13 protein-coding genes are annotated in these 12,858 nt (G+C 39.6%); 9 read left to right on the forward strand and 4 right to left on the reverse strand.

The window, feature by feature from the left end; translation table 11 throughout:
* Positions 1–24 precede the first annotated feature (24 nt).
* The 8 genes from BANA01_RS06045 (at position 25) to BANA01_RS06080 (ending at position 8,362) form a co-directional block, all read left to right on the forward strand.
* Positions 25–1,452 carry an amino acid permease gene (locus BANA01_RS06045; RefSeq protein WP_063252102.1) on the forward strand — a complete coding sequence of 476 codons (1,428 nt, stop codon included), beginning with the start codon at positions 25–27 and terminating at the stop codon, positions 1,450–1,452.
* 119 nt (positions 1,453–1,571) lie between these two features.
* Positions 1,572–2,405: an amino acid ABC transporter substrate-binding protein gene (locus tag BANA01_RS06050; RefSeq protein ID WP_063252103.1), complete on the forward strand. Its 834-nt coding sequence runs from the start codon at positions 1,572–1,574 to the stop codon at positions 2,403–2,405.
* On the forward strand, positions 2,392–3,087 hold the full coding sequence (locus BANA01_RS06055; RefSeq protein WP_063252105.1) for an amino acid ABC transporter permease: 696 nt from the start codon (positions 2,392–2,394) through the stop codon (positions 3,085–3,087). The genes BANA01_RS06050 and BANA01_RS06055 overlap by 14 nt, the downstream gene beginning before the upstream one ends.
* 21 nt (positions 3,088–3,108) lie before the next feature.
* A complete protein-coding gene (locus BANA01_RS06060; protein ID WP_063252106.1) occupies positions 3,109–3,843 on the forward strand; it encodes an amino acid ABC transporter ATP-binding protein in 735 nt (244 codons plus the stop codon).
* A gap of 122 nt (positions 3,844–3,965) precedes the next feature.
* Positions 3,966–4,496, forward strand: coding sequence for an NfeD family protein (locus tag BANA01_RS06065; RefSeq protein WP_063252108.1), 531 nt, complete (start codon positions 3,966–3,968; stop codon positions 4,494–4,496).
* 13 nt (positions 4,497–4,509) lie between these two features.
* On the forward strand, positions 4,510–6,024 hold the full coding sequence (locus BANA01_RS06070) for a flotillin family protein (RefSeq protein ID WP_063252109.1): 1,515 nt from the start codon (positions 4,510–4,512) through the stop codon (positions 6,022–6,024).
* A 273-nt stretch (positions 6,025–6,297) separates the two neighbouring features.
* Complete coding sequence (locus BANA01_RS06075; protein ID WP_063252111.1) at positions 6,298–7,008, forward strand: response regulator transcription factor; 711 nt, start codon at positions 6,298–6,300, stop codon at positions 7,006–7,008.
* Positions 6,986–8,362 carry a HAMP domain-containing sensor histidine kinase gene (locus BANA01_RS06080; protein WP_063252113.1) on the forward strand — a complete coding sequence of 459 codons (1,377 nt, stop codon included), beginning with the start codon at positions 6,986–6,988 and terminating at the stop codon, positions 8,360–8,362. The genes BANA01_RS06075 and BANA01_RS06080 overlap by 23 nt, the downstream gene beginning before the upstream one ends.
* Positions 8,363–8,372: 10 nt before the next feature.
* Here the strand turns inward: BANA01_RS06080 and BANA01_RS06085 are convergent, their stop codons facing one another.
* The 4 genes from BANA01_RS06085 to BANA01_RS06100 are packed head-to-tail and all read right to left on the reverse strand — an operon-like array spanning position 8,373 to position 11,669.
* Positions 8,373–9,146 carry an ABC transporter ATP-binding protein gene (locus tag BANA01_RS06085; RefSeq protein ID WP_063252115.1) on the reverse strand — a complete coding sequence of 258 codons (774 nt, stop codon included), beginning with the start codon at positions 9,144–9,146 and terminating at the stop codon, positions 8,373–8,375.
* Positions 9,143–9,841 carry an ABC transporter permease gene (locus BANA01_RS06090; protein ID WP_063252116.1) on the reverse strand — a complete coding sequence of 233 codons (699 nt, stop codon included), beginning with the start codon at positions 9,839–9,841 and terminating at the stop codon, positions 9,143–9,145. The genes BANA01_RS06085 and BANA01_RS06090 overlap by 4 nt, the downstream gene beginning before the upstream one ends.
* Positions 9,842–9,870: 29 nt before the next feature.
* Complete coding sequence (locus BANA01_RS06095; RefSeq protein ID WP_063252118.1) at positions 9,871–10,737, reverse strand: ABC transporter substrate-binding protein; 867 nt, start codon at positions 10,735–10,737, stop codon at positions 9,871–9,873.
* A complete protein-coding gene (locus tag BANA01_RS06100) occupies positions 10,731–11,669 on the reverse strand; it encodes a helix-turn-helix transcriptional regulator (RefSeq protein WP_063252120.1) in 939 nt (312 codons plus the stop codon). Before BANA01_RS06100 ends, BANA01_RS06095 begins: the two co-directional genes overlap by 7 nt.
* Positions 11,670–11,910: 241 nt before the next feature.
* Between BANA01_RS06100 and BANA01_RS06105 the strand changes: the two genes are divergently transcribed.
* Entirely contained in the window at positions 11,911–12,573 is a 663-nt protein-coding gene (locus tag BANA01_RS06105; protein WP_063252122.1) for an FMN-dependent NADH-azoreductase, read from the forward strand.
* The last annotated feature ends 285 nt before the right edge of the window (positions 12,574–12,858 follow it).

A 12,858-nucleotide genomic window follows, 5' to 3' on the forward strand; every position in this document is an offset into this window, starting at 1 on the left:
CATTACTCGATAGGAGGGTACATCGTGGGGATTTCAAATAAATTAGGCTTTTGGGTATTAACGGCACTTGTCGTTGGAAATATGGTCGGTTCAGGTATTTTTATGCTTCCACGCTCGTTATCGGAGGCAGCAAGCCCAGGTGGAGTTCTGTTAGCTTGGCTTCTTACTGGAATTGGTGTACTAATGATTGCGCTTGTTTTCGGTAACTTAGCTATTCGGAAACCGAATTTAACAGGCGGCCCGCAAATTTATGCGAAGGAGCTTTTTAAACCAGATTCGGAGGCCTCCGTACTCTCAGGTTTTATGGCGTCATGGGGTTACTGGATTGGGAACTTAGCCGGAAATGTGGCGATTATTACAACGTTTGCTGGATATTTATCAACGTTTTTTCCGATTTTAACAAGTCAGGCTGATTGGTTCACTATTGGCGGTTTCACGCTTAAGGTTGGAAATGGGTTAACATTTATCGTTTGTACTGTTCTCTTATGGGGTACCCATTTTATTATTCTACGCGGTTTAGAAAGTGCGGGAAAATTAAATTTCGCAGCAACTGCTGCAAAGGTTACTGGGTTTTTGCTATTTATCGTTGTTGGACTCTTTACTTTTGATCAAACAAATATCATGCCGATGGTAGATACAAGAATTAGTGATTCCGGTCAAACAATTAATTTAATGTCACAAGTTAACAATGCAGCATTGGTGACACTTTGGGCATTCCTTGGAGTCGAATCTGCTGTAGTGTTTGCATCACGTTCTAAGAGAAAAATCGATGTAAAACGGGCGACGATTGGCGGGCTATTTATCGCTCTAGGTATCTATATTGGGATTAGCACCCTCGTAATGGGCATGTTAGATCAAAATACACTTATCCATTCTGATAAACCATTAATTGACGCAATTTCAGCCGTAATGGGACCAATTGGTGGAAAAGTTTTAGCAGCTATTGGTTTAGTCTGTTTATTTGGTTCCACGATTGGCTGGGTTATGTTAAGTGCTGAAGTACCATATCAAGCTGCAAAGCAAGGATTATTCCTTCCTGCTTTCTTAAAAGAAAACAAAAAAGGACTGCCAATCTTTTCGCTTGTTTTAACCAACGGCATTGCACAGATCTTTATCTTTTCTACTGTTTCGAAGTCAATTTCAGGAGCGTTTGATTTTATTATTATCATTGCAACTTTAGCCTATTTAGTACCTTATTTTATTGCTTCTGTTTTTCAGTTGAAATTGGTTATTACAGGGGCATCCTACACGAATTCTAAATCAAGAATGATAGATGGAGTCATTGCAGCGATTGCCACCATCTACTCCGTTTGGGTCATTGTATCAGGAACATCTGACTTAAAGACCTTTGTACTAGGAATTGTGCTTTTATCAAGCGGAGTTTTCTTTTATTCACCGCTTAAGAAAAAACATGCTGCAGATCAACTAAAAAAAGAATTATTATCAGCTTAATATAAAAATGTAAAACACCTGTCTTAAACTGGCAGGTGTTTTACATTTTTTATGATTCTAATGGGAACGATAAAATTATATTGTACTTGATTGCCCAGAACTATATAGGAGGTACTTGAATGAGAAAATTAACGTTTCTTTTCGTACTATTACTCAGCACATTTTTGATTCTTTCCGCATGTGGTAAAGATGACAAAGCAAAAGAAGATAAAAAAGAAGACAAAAAGACCGCAGAAAAAGCTGAAGACAAAGATCTATTAGCCAAAGTGAAAGATGATGGAAAACTGCTAATAGGAACAGAAGGTACATATGCTCCATTTACCTTTCATGATGAGAGCGGTAATCTTACCGGATTTGATGTTGAGATAGCAACAGAAGTGGCAAAACGATTAGGGGTAGAACCTGAGTTCAAAGAAACACAGTGGGATGCAATCTTTGCAGGGCTTGATGCCAAGCGATTTGACATGATTGCTAACCAGGTTGGAATCCGTCCTGACCGTCAGGAAAAATATGATTTCTCTGACCCATATACTACTTCAGCGGCAGTTCTGATTGTGCACAAAGAAAATAATGAAATAAAGAATTTTGAGGACATAAAAGGATTAAATGCTGCTCAGTCTCTGACGAGTAATTATGGAGAAATGGCAAAAAAGTATGGTGCTAATTTAGTTAGTGTGGAAGGATTTACCCAATCGGTTGAACTCCTTGCTTCTAAACGTGTTGACGTAACGATTAATGATCGAATTTCGTATTTAGATTATACAAAGCATAGACCAGAGGCACCAATAAAAGTTGCTGCGACAAGTGAAGATGCTTCAGCCAGCGGGCTTATGTTTAGAAAAGGCAGCGATACGCTCGTAACCGAAGTAAATAAAGCTTTAACAGAAATGGTTGAAGACGGCACATACAAAAAAATCTCAGAGAAATGGTTTGGTGAAGATGTACTTAAATAGTATTTTTGCTGACCCAGAGCGAACCGCACGATTAATGGACATAGCACAAAGTTCCTTTCTGCCCCTTCTGAAAGGGGCTATTTTTTATACCATTCCGTTAACCATCATTACGTTTATTGTGGGTTTGGTTTTAGCCATTTTAACTGCCTTGGCCAGAATCTCTCATGTGAAGGTCTTTCAAATCATTGCAAGGGTCTATGTTTCTGCGATTCGCGGAACGCCCTTATTAGTACAGCTTTTTATAATTTTTTATGGTCTTCCGAATATCGGGATTATCATTGACTCCTATATCGCAGCGGTAATTGGTTTTTCTCTTAGTGTCGGGGCGTACACTTCTGAAATTATTCGTGCCGCGATTCTTTCCACCCCAAAAGGGCAGTGGGAGGCAGGATATTCAATAGGAATGAGTTACCCCCAAGTGTTAAGAAGAATTATCCTGCCTCAGGCAGCAAGAGTATCGATTCCTCCACTTTCAAATTCGTTTATTAGTCTCGTGAAGGATACTTCCCTTGCATCCTTAGTGCTAGTATCTGAGATGTTTCGCAAAGCCCAAGAAATAGCTGCAAGCAATTATGAATTTTTATTGGTTTATTCGGAAGCTGCATTGATCTATTGGGCTATTTGCTTTATCCTTTCCATTTTTCAACAATACTTTGAAAAGAAACTCGATCGATACGTGTAACAGAAGGGAGGGCTATCTACGATGATTTCTATACAAGGATTGTACAAGCAATTCGGCAACTTAGAGGTTTTAAAAGGGATCAATTTAGAAGTGGAAAAAGGGAATGTAGTCGTAATTATAGGGCCATCAGGGTCTGGAAAAACCACCATGCTTCGCTGCTTAAATGTATTAGAAACCCCAACGAAAGGTGTCATTTCCATTGAGGGAAATACCCTCGATTTCTCAGGTACAGTACCGAAAAAAAACATTGCTGCCTTTCGCCGATTAACGGGTATGGTTTTTCAAAGCTATAACTTATTCCCTCATAAAACAGCACTAGAAAATGTGATGGAGGGTCCGCTAATCGTAAAGAATGAGAATAAGGATACAGCTCGAAAAAAGGCTCAAATATTATTAGAAAAGGTGGGGCTGGGGGATAAAATCGATTTTTATCCCGCACAGCTCTCAGGCGGGCAGCAGCAGCGGGTTGGCATTGCGAGGGCTTTAGCCATGGAGCCAAAGGTTATGCTGTTTGATGAACCGACTTCAGCACTAGACCCTGAGCTGGTGGGAGAAGTATTAAAGGTGATGAAGGACCTAGCAAACGAAGGTATGACGATGATGGTGGTTACACACGAAATGCGCTTTGCCAGAGAGGCGGCAAATGAGGTTATTTTTATGGATCAAGGGGTAGTAATTGAGAGAAATAATCCAGAAGAAATTTTCACCAATCCAAAAGAAGAGCGGACAAGGAAATTTTTAAATATGATTCAGTAAGGCTATGGCAAAAGTCATAGCCATTTTTATATTATTTAGGTAAAATTTTATTATAAAATTGTGAAACTTTTCCATAACTGGAACGTATTAAAGTTGCATACATAAGGAAGGGAGTGGTGCCGATGGAAGTATTCAATTTGCCATTAGAAACTATTTATCTATATGGGTTAATTGGTGCAGGTATTTTAACCATTTTATATGTGTTTTTTGCAGACGTCGTTCATTTTGACGGGCCAGATTATCTTAACCCCGTAATTATCCTGGCTTTTGTAACCCTTTTTTCCGCAAGCGGGTATTTATTTGAAAAGCTTTCCGAGGTTCATTACTTGGTAATCGCAGGAGTATCAGCCATTATAGCCTTTATCCTGGTTACTTTTTTAAATGTATTTGTTCTTATTCCATTATCGAATGCAGAGGAGTCACTCGTTTATAAAGAAAGTGATTTAAGAGGAAGGATTGGAACCGTGATTACCGCGATTCCGGCTGATGGGTATGGAGAAGTTTTAATTGAAAGTATAAGCGGCAGAATTGCCAAACCAGCAATAAGCTTTGATTCTGTTATGATTGATAACGGCACAAATGTGCTCGTTGTTGATATAAAAGATGGGGTACTTCAAGTAAGTTCCCAACAAGAAATAGAGACATATTTATAGGGAGGTTGGCTAGATGGAATTAGGTTTTTGGATTGTGATCGGGATTGTAGCTTTTATATTAATTGCTTTAATTGGTGTTTTTATTACGAAGTATCGAACAGCAGGGCCGGATGAGGCGCTGATTGTTACCGGCAGTTTCTTAGGAAACGGAAATGTTCATGTGGATGAATCAGGGAATAAAATTAAAATCATCCGCGGCGGCGGTAGCTTCATTTTACCAGTGTTTCAACAAGCAAAGCCGCTTAGCTTGCTATCTAGTAAATTAGAAGTAACAACACCGGAAGTATATACAGAGCAAGGCGTGCCGGTAATGGCAGATGGTGTTGCAATCATTAAAATTGGCGGTTCGATTAGTGAAATTGCGACTGCTGCTGAACAGTTCCTTGGTAAAGCAAAGGATGATCGTGAAAATGAAGCAAAGGAAGTTCTTGAGGGTCACTTACGTTCTATCCTTGGTTCCATGACGGTGGAAGAAATTTATAAAAATCGTGATAAGTTCTCGCAAGAGGTTCAACGAGTTGCTTCACAGGACTTAGCAAAAATGGGATTAGTGATCGTTTCCTTTACGATTAGGGATGTTCGCGATAAAAATGGATACCTGGATTCTCTTGGTAAACCGCGTATTGCCCAGGTAAAACGGGACGCGGATATTGCTACAGCAGAAGCAGACAAAGAAACGAGAATTAAAAAAGCCGAGGCAGCAAAAGAAGCGAAGCGTTCTGAATTAGAACGGGCAACTGAAATCGCTGAGGCAGAGAAAGTAAATCAGCTAAAAGTTGCTGAGTTCCGTCGTGAACAAGATAGTGCGAAAGCGCGTGCTGACATGGCGTATGAATTGGAAAGTGCCAGGGCGAAGCAGGAAGTAACAGAGCAGGAAATGCAAGTTAAAATCATCGAAAGACAAAAGCAGATTGAACTCGAAGAAAAAGAAATTCTCCGCCGTGAACGTCAATACGATTCAGAAGTAAAGAAAAAGGCCGATGCGGATCGATACTCCGTGGAGCAGGCTGCAGCAGCGAATAAAGCAAAACAAATTGCAGAGGCCGAAGCGAATAAGTATCGTATCGAAGCAATGGCAAAAGCGGAAGCAGAACGCGTTCGCCTAGATGGTTTATCAAAAGCAGAAGCCCAAAAGGCGCAAGGTACGGCAGAGGCTGAAATCATTCGCTTGAAAGGTTTAGCTGAAGCAGAAGCGAAAGAAAAGATTGCAGAAGCATTCGAACAGTTCGGTCAAGCCGCCATCTTGGATATGATCATCAAAATGCTTCCTGAATATGCGAAACAAGTGGCAAGCCCGCTATCTAATATCGATAAGATTACGGTGGTCGACACTGGGGGTTCCGGAGAGAATGGCGGTGCCAATAAGATTACCGGTTATGCTACAAACCTAATGGCTACTCTTCAAGAATCATTAAAGGCATCGAGCGGAATTGATGTTAAAGAATTAATCGAGAACTATTCCGGAAAAGGAAATGTAAAACGGAGTATTGAGGAATTAACAGATTCTATTAAAAAGACTGATAGCTAAACAAAAAGGTCCTTATCAATTGCTGATAAGGACTTTTTTGTGCAAAAAAATAGGATTCCTCAACGCTTGAGGGAACCCGTATGTAAAAAAGAGAGATTAAAATTTGGGAAGCAAGAAGGTTCATTACCTTAGGTGATGAATAGCTCTTTCATTGCTACAGGTACATCTTATCGAGAAATATTGTAGATGTTATGAAGAACTTGTGATGAATTTGTGAAGATGAAAAAAGCGATTCCCCGACATGATATATTATAGCTAAGGGGAGTGAGAACGATGAAAATACTGCTTGTTGATGATGAAAAAAGAATCATAGAAGTTCTCGAAGCCTACCTCGAGAGAGAGGGCTATGAAATACATTGTGCTGATAACGGTATTGATGCCTTGAAAAAAGCGAAAACGATAAATCCAGATTTGATTATATTAGATTTAATGCTTCCGGATATTTCTGGTGAAGAAGTATGCCGCTTAGTAAGAAAAGAATCAGATGTTCCGATTCTGATGCTGACCGCGAAGTCCGCAGAGGATGACCGGATTAACGGGATTGTCATGGGGGCAGATGATTATTTAACGAAGCCATTTAGCCCGCGGGAAGTAGTGGTGCGCGTACAGGCGATCCTAAGAAGAGTGAAGAAAACAGAGAAAGTAGAACGAATTGAATTCAATAATAAACAGCTGGCCATAGACCTTAGTAAAAAGGAAGTAATAGTTAAAGGGCAGGATGTTATTTTGACACCGATTGAATATAAGCTGTTAACCAATATGGCGCTAAATCCTGGAAGAGTATATAGCCGGATGGACTTACTCGAAAAAATCCAAGACGAAGGTATGTATTACGAAGGTTACGAGCGCAGTGTGGACACGCATATTAAAAACCTTCGAAAGAAAATCGAGTTGGATTCTAGGCAGCCAACATTTATTCTCACCGTATTTGGGATGGGTTATAAATTTGGAGGGGTGCTAGATGTTTCAAACACTGCGGTCTAGAATCCTCTTTTATTTATTACTTAGCTCGCTGATTGGGATCCTCTTTGTCAGCTTTTTTATGCAGTGGGGATTTGAAGAGAGCTTTACGAAATATCTAGATCGTAATCGTGAAAAAAAGATTGATAGAATTATTACAGAAATTGAAAAGGGCTATCAGAAAAATGGCCATTTTACCAGGGACCCTGTTTTTGGTTTCCTCCACGAGCATGCGATGACCGATCAGCTATATTTCGATTTGTATGATAACCGTGGTCAATTACAAATGGGGACCTCTAATATTGTGGGCTATTTGAACAGCCTTGGATTGACTGAACCAGAACCGAATGATGAAGAGTGGCATTCTGCTTCCTATACGTTAAAAGCAGACAATAAAGTGATTGGTAAACTTGTTGCGATATACCCAATCGGCTTAATAGATGATGAGTATAATTTTTTACAAACCATTCAGTTATACATTTATGCAGCCGTTTGTTTAACGATACTGTTATCCATTCTTCTTAGTATGTTATTATCGAAAAAAATAACGTCTAGCTTAAATAAAGTTTCCTTTGCAGCCAATGAGCTCCAGCAGCATAATCTTTCAATCCGAATTCCTCTGACGGGATTGCCAACAGAGGTAAAGCAGCTAGCGATATCCTTTAATAATTTAGCAGAATCGTTGGCAAAGGGGGAAATGTTAAGAAAGCAGTTTACTGGCGATTTAGCCCATGAGCTCCGGACACCGCTAGCTACGTTAAGAAGTCAAATTGAAGCCTACCAAGATGGGATTTGGGAGCCAACACCAGCACGATTACAATCCAGTCATGAAGAGCTAATGCGACTAGTGAGATTGGTAAATGAGCTTGAGAAGCTGCTTGCTGCCGAGAACCCACAAATTAAATTGGAAAAAGTAGAAGTAGAAGCTGGTAATGTGCTGGCTGCATTATGGGAAATGTTTGTACCTTTGTTTAAACAAAAGGGTGTCCATCTTCATATTGAAGAGCCTGATCTGGAACTCCTCTTCCCAGCCGACAAGGATCGTTTAATGCAGATTCTCTCAAACGTGTTAAACAATGCCCTTAAATATACACAAGAAGGTAAGAATGTAACCATATCAGTATTAACAGAAAAAGATGGGTATGTAGGCTTTAAGGTCGAAGATGAAGGTTCAGGGATGGCTGAGGAAGATATTCCTCATATATTTGAGCGTTTTTACCGCGGTGATAAATCGCGTGATCGAAAAACCGGCGGAGCTGGAATTGGGCTTTCCATTGTCAAAGCCTTAATGGAAGCACATAAAGGGATTATAAAAGTAAAAAGCAGAAAAAATAAAGGAACAACCATTATCTTATGGTTTCCAGAAGACGAGGAATAAAAAAGAGCCGCTATCTCAAGAGTGATAGCGGCTTTTGCTTGTTAGAATGTAAGGGATAAAATTTTTTCCATTCATTTAGGAAAGGAGAAGTCGCTGAATTGGGGTGTTCAAGGACTCTCTGGGTAGGGCCATACTGCTTAATTTCTCCGTTGACAATAATCGCAAGTGAACTTGTTAGATAATTGATTTCCATTAAATCATGACTGACAAAGGCGGTTGTCGTTCCCGAGCCTTCAATAATTCCTTTGAAGTCATCCATTAATTTAATTTTGGTTGGAAAGTCTAATGCTGAAAAAGGTTCATCCAGAAAAAGTATTTCAGGCTCGACAATCATTGCTCTTGCAAGGTTTACACGCTGAGCCTCACCGCCTGAAAGGAAATGGACGTTTTTTTTCGCAAGGTGACTAATTTGAAACTGTTCCATCCACAATGTTACTTTGTCTTTTATGATCGCTTTGGGTACATTTCTTAACTTTAAACCAATTGCAATATTGTTAAAAACAGTTCCTTCTAGTAGCAGAGATTGCTGCAGGGCCACTGAGAATTTTCGCCGCAGTTCAAGGGAGGGAGTTCCATTAGGAACGACTTGCCCACGGTAGAGAATCTCACCACTACTTATTCGATCTAACAAAGCCACTACTTTAAGCAAGCTGCTTTTACCAGCACCATTAGGTCCCATCATCCCAAGGAATTCACCTGCTTGGATTTGAAAATGTGGGATCGTTAGGATGGTTTTATTATGTGCCTGATAGGTAATGTTTTTAAGCTCAATTAATGGATTCATGATACTCGCTTCCTTTGCTGTAACATGGTTAACGCGGCAGTAATGAGTAACGCAACGGTTAATAAAATGAAGGAAATCGCAAGAGCAACATCAAAGTTACCTTTTGAAACTTCCATAACAATAGAAGTGGTTAGGATACGTGTATCTCCTTGGATATTTCCACCAACCATCATTGCAGCACCAACCTCCGCGATCACACGGCCAAAGCCTGCCATTATGGCAGCAACAATAGCAATTTTGGTTTGTTTGAAGAGTATCATAATGGTTTGTAGTTTCGTTGCACCGAGTGCTTTAATTTGCAAAAGCATTTTATCATTGATTTGTTGAAAAGCAGAGCTTGTTAAGCCTGTGACAATCGGTAAGGAAACCAATACTTGAGCCATAACAATGGCAGTCGGAGAATAGAGCAATTGTAAATGTCCGAGAGGACCAGAACGCCACAAGAGCATGGTGATCCATAACCCAGCAACAACAGGAGGTAAGCCCATGCCGATATTAATGAAAACAAGTATTAGTTTTCTGCCTTTAAATCTTGTTAGACCTAGAAGCATTCCAAGGGGCAGGCCAATGAAGGAACTAATAAGGATAGCCATAAAGCAGACTCTTAATGTTAACCAAGTGATCTCGAAAATCTCTGTATCACCGGTTAGAATCATTTCCACCGCTTTTTTCAGTCCATCGATAATAAGTTCCATCCGGCCTTCTCCTTCCACTTTCCCTAGGTTTATTCGGTATATTTAATAAATAATGACTGTCCAAATTCTTCTTTTCCAAAACTTTCAATGACGTCTTGAGTTTTAGAATCAACCATGAATTCAACAAATTTTTCTGCGTCTGTACTGTTTACCATGTCGTGCTTCTCAGGATTTACCTGCATAACATGGTAAATATTCATTAAATCAGTGCCGCCTTCAACTGCAATTTTTAGGTTTGTTAAGTTTTTCTCCTGTGCAAGCCAAGTAGCCCGGTCGGTTAAAATATAGCCATTTTTTTCATTCGCAATTTGTAAGGAAGCACCCATTCCTTGTCCAGTGGAGATATAGGTGTCACCAGTTGGCTGGATATTCGCAGCTGTCCAAATTCCTAGTTCTTTTTTATGGGTACCAGAGTCATCACCGCGAGTAATAAAGTTTGATTTTACTTCAGTAATTTTTTGGAATGCTGCTTTCACATCATCGCCACTTACGCCTGCAGGATTATCTTTCGGTCCTACTAAAATAAAATCATTGTACATCACGCGTTTACGATTGATGGCGTCACCACTTGTTACTAGTTCTTCCTCTGACTTTGGAGCATGGACTAGAAGGACATCAGCTTCCCCTTTTGTTCCCATCTCTAATGCTTGTCCGGTACCAACGGCAATGGTTTTTACTTTTACATTGTTTTCTTTTTCAAAGATTGGCAGCAATTCATCTAATAAGCCGCTATCCTGAGTGCTTGTAGTTGTGGCTAGGATTAATTCAGTAGGTTCTGCCTTCGGTTCTGACTTTTTCTCCTTAGCATCCGCTGAATCAGTGTTGCTATTTCCGCATGCGGATAGTATGAGAAGCATGAATACAATTAGTGTAGCAAAAAAACGATTTTTCAACATGAAATTTCCTCCATTTTGTTAGTTTGATAGATTACTTTTCCTAATTCTTCAATATCATATCCTTCTAATTCCGTTATACTGCTTTTAAAATGATCGGACTGAAGGTAATGAATCAATTTAACTAGATTTTCTTTGTTCTCGTTTGACATTCGCAATACAAGATCAAATTGTTCCTTGGCGACTGGAATAAAATCCAATCCTAAATGACTAGCAGCTGAGTGAATCCCAAAGGCAACGTCCGCCACGCCTCTACTGATATAAGAAGCGGTTGATAAATGATTCCATTCTTCATTCTCGTAGCCATTTATAGCAGCAGGGTCAATTCCCTGTTTGGATAGCATAGAGTCTAAAAGAAATCTTGTCCCCGCACCTTTTTGGCGATTTACAAACTGAATATCCTTTCTGGTGAGATCTCCAAAGTTAGATATTCCTTTTGGATTTCCTTTCGCTACGATAAAGCCTTGTTCCCTTGAGGCAAAACGAACCACACAAATGGATTCGTGAACAAATAGCTGATTGATAAATGGAAGATTGTATTCTTGTGATGCTGGATCTAATAAATGGATGGCTGCAATATCGGTCTGGCCTCGATAGAGCATCATCAGACCTTCAAGACTTCCTATGTACGTCGGCTGAATTTGCAGGTGTAAATCCTTCGATGTTTGTTTTACAAAATGTTCTACTAAAAAGTCATGGCTCCCGGATAATCGAATTTGAATGGAAGCAGGGGGTTCAATCTGTTCCGCTTGTATCTTTTTTGCAGGTGCTTTTGTGCTTTCCTTATATCGTTCTATTTCTTCATACTCAATCCTCATTTTGTTGCCAACTTTAAACGCCTGAAGCTCACCTCGCTTAATCAGTTCATAAACCGTATGTTTCGAGATTTGGAACAATTGAGCTACCTCATCTGGTGTGTAGGCCTTTCCACTCATCCGTTATGCCTCCTTTCATTAGCAAAGTAAATATAATACAAATATACTATGGTTCCAGTGACTTTTGTTAAGTTTTGTTAAGTTTCGTTTAGTTTTATTTAGGATTGTCACTTTTTGTTCATAGGTTTTTGGAAAAGTTCACACTTTCTTCATAAACTTCACTGATTGTTCATCTGTGAACAAAGCAGTTTGATGTACTATATGAATAGATGAAATTTATATAAAAAGGGATGAGGATAAGATGGCAAAACTTCTATATATTACTGTTAACCCCAAAAATGATATAAAGCTATCAAAGGGGATGCAGCTAGGTGAAGCTTTTTTAGAAGAGTTTAAAAAACAGAAGCCTGATGTTGAAATAGAACATATGCATTTATATGATATGGATATCCCTCAAATAGATATGGACTTACTGTATGCTCGTGCTAAATTATCGTTTATGGGTAAAACCTTTGATGAGCTTACGGAGGGTGAGAAAAAACAAATTACGGCTATGCATGCATTGGCAGACCGCTTTATTGCAGCGGATTATTATGTGTTTGTTACACCAATTTGGAACTTTGGATCACCAGCCATTTTAAAAGCATTCCTTGATAATTTATTTATCGTAAACAAGACATTTATTAATACGCATGAAGGAGCAAAAGGGCTGCTAACAAACCGTAAAGCTCTGCATATCCAAACACGCGGCGGAATTTACTCCACGGGTCCAATGGTAGAATTTGAATTTGGAGACCGCTTCTTAACAAAAGTACTTGGATTCTTAGGTATGGAAGTCATGCCGACTGTATATGCAGAAGGTATGGATCACTTTCCAAAACAGATACCAGAAATCATGGCGAAGGCTAAAGAACAAGTCATCGAAGCGGCTAGAGAAATGGCAAAGGAAACCGTTACAGTTTAATAGAATAAAAAATGCGGCTCGATTATCGAGCCGCATTTTTGTTGAGTTTCTTAGATATCGGTACTAGGTATATAGCGATTCTTGAGGACAAAACTCTTGCTGTGAAAAGAAGATTTGTCCTCAATCGAGGGCCTTGAAGACAAATCTCCGGCTGTGAAAAGAAGATTTGTCCTCAATCGGGTGTCTTGAGGACAAAACTCCAGCTGGGACCAAGAGATTTGTCCTCAATTGGGTGTCTTGAGGACAAAACTTCGGCTACGACGAAAAGATTTGTCCTCAATCGGG

The sequence above is a fragment of the Neobacillus niacini NBRC 15566 genome, from assembly GCF_001591505.1.
Classification (GTDB): Bacteria; Bacillota; Bacilli; order Bacillales; family Cytobacillaceae; genus Neobacillus; species Neobacillus niacini.

Coding starts and splice junctions, on each gene's coding strand:
- BANA01_RS06055 (WP_063252105.1), top strand. CDS start 2,392: ATGTACTTAAATAGTATTTTTGCTGACCCAGAGCGAACCGCACGATTA.
- BANA01_RS06050 (WP_063252103.1), top strand. CDS start 1,572: ATGAGAAAATTAACGTTTCTTTTCGTACTATTACTCAGCACATTTTTG.
- BANA01_RS06080 (WP_063252113.1), top strand. CDS start 6,986: ATGTTTCAAACACTGCGGTCTAGAATCCTCTTTTATTTATTACTTAGC.
- BANA01_RS06065 (WP_063252108.1), top strand. CDS start 3,966: ATGGAAGTATTCAATTTGCCATTAGAAACTATTTATCTATATGGGTTA.
- BANA01_RS06090 (WP_063252116.1), bottom strand. CDS start 9,841: ATGGAACTTATTATCGATGGACTGAAAAAAGCGGTGGAAATGATTCTA.
- BANA01_RS06085 (WP_063252115.1), bottom strand. CDS start 9,146: ATGAATCCATTAATTGAGCTTAAAAACATTACCTATCAGGCACATAAT.
- BANA01_RS06095 (WP_063252118.1), bottom strand. CDS start 10,737: ATGTTGAAAAATCGTTTTTTTGCTACACTAATTGTATTCATGCTTCTC.
- BANA01_RS06100 (WP_063252120.1), bottom strand. CDS start 11,669: ATGAGTGGAAAGGCCTACACACCAGATGAGGTAGCTCAATTGTTCCAA.
- BANA01_RS06105 (WP_063252122.1), top strand. CDS start 11,911: ATGGCAAAACTTCTATATATTACTGTTAACCCCAAAAATGATATAAAG.
- BANA01_RS06060 (WP_063252106.1), top strand. CDS start 3,109: ATGATTTCTATACAAGGATTGTACAAGCAATTCGGCAACTTAGAGGTT.
- BANA01_RS06070 (WP_063252109.1), top strand. CDS start 4,510: ATGGAATTAGGTTTTTGGATTGTGATCGGGATTGTAGCTTTTATATTA.
- BANA01_RS06075 (WP_063252111.1), top strand. CDS start 6,298: ATGAAAATACTGCTTGTTGATGATGAAAAAAGAATCATAGAAGTTCTC.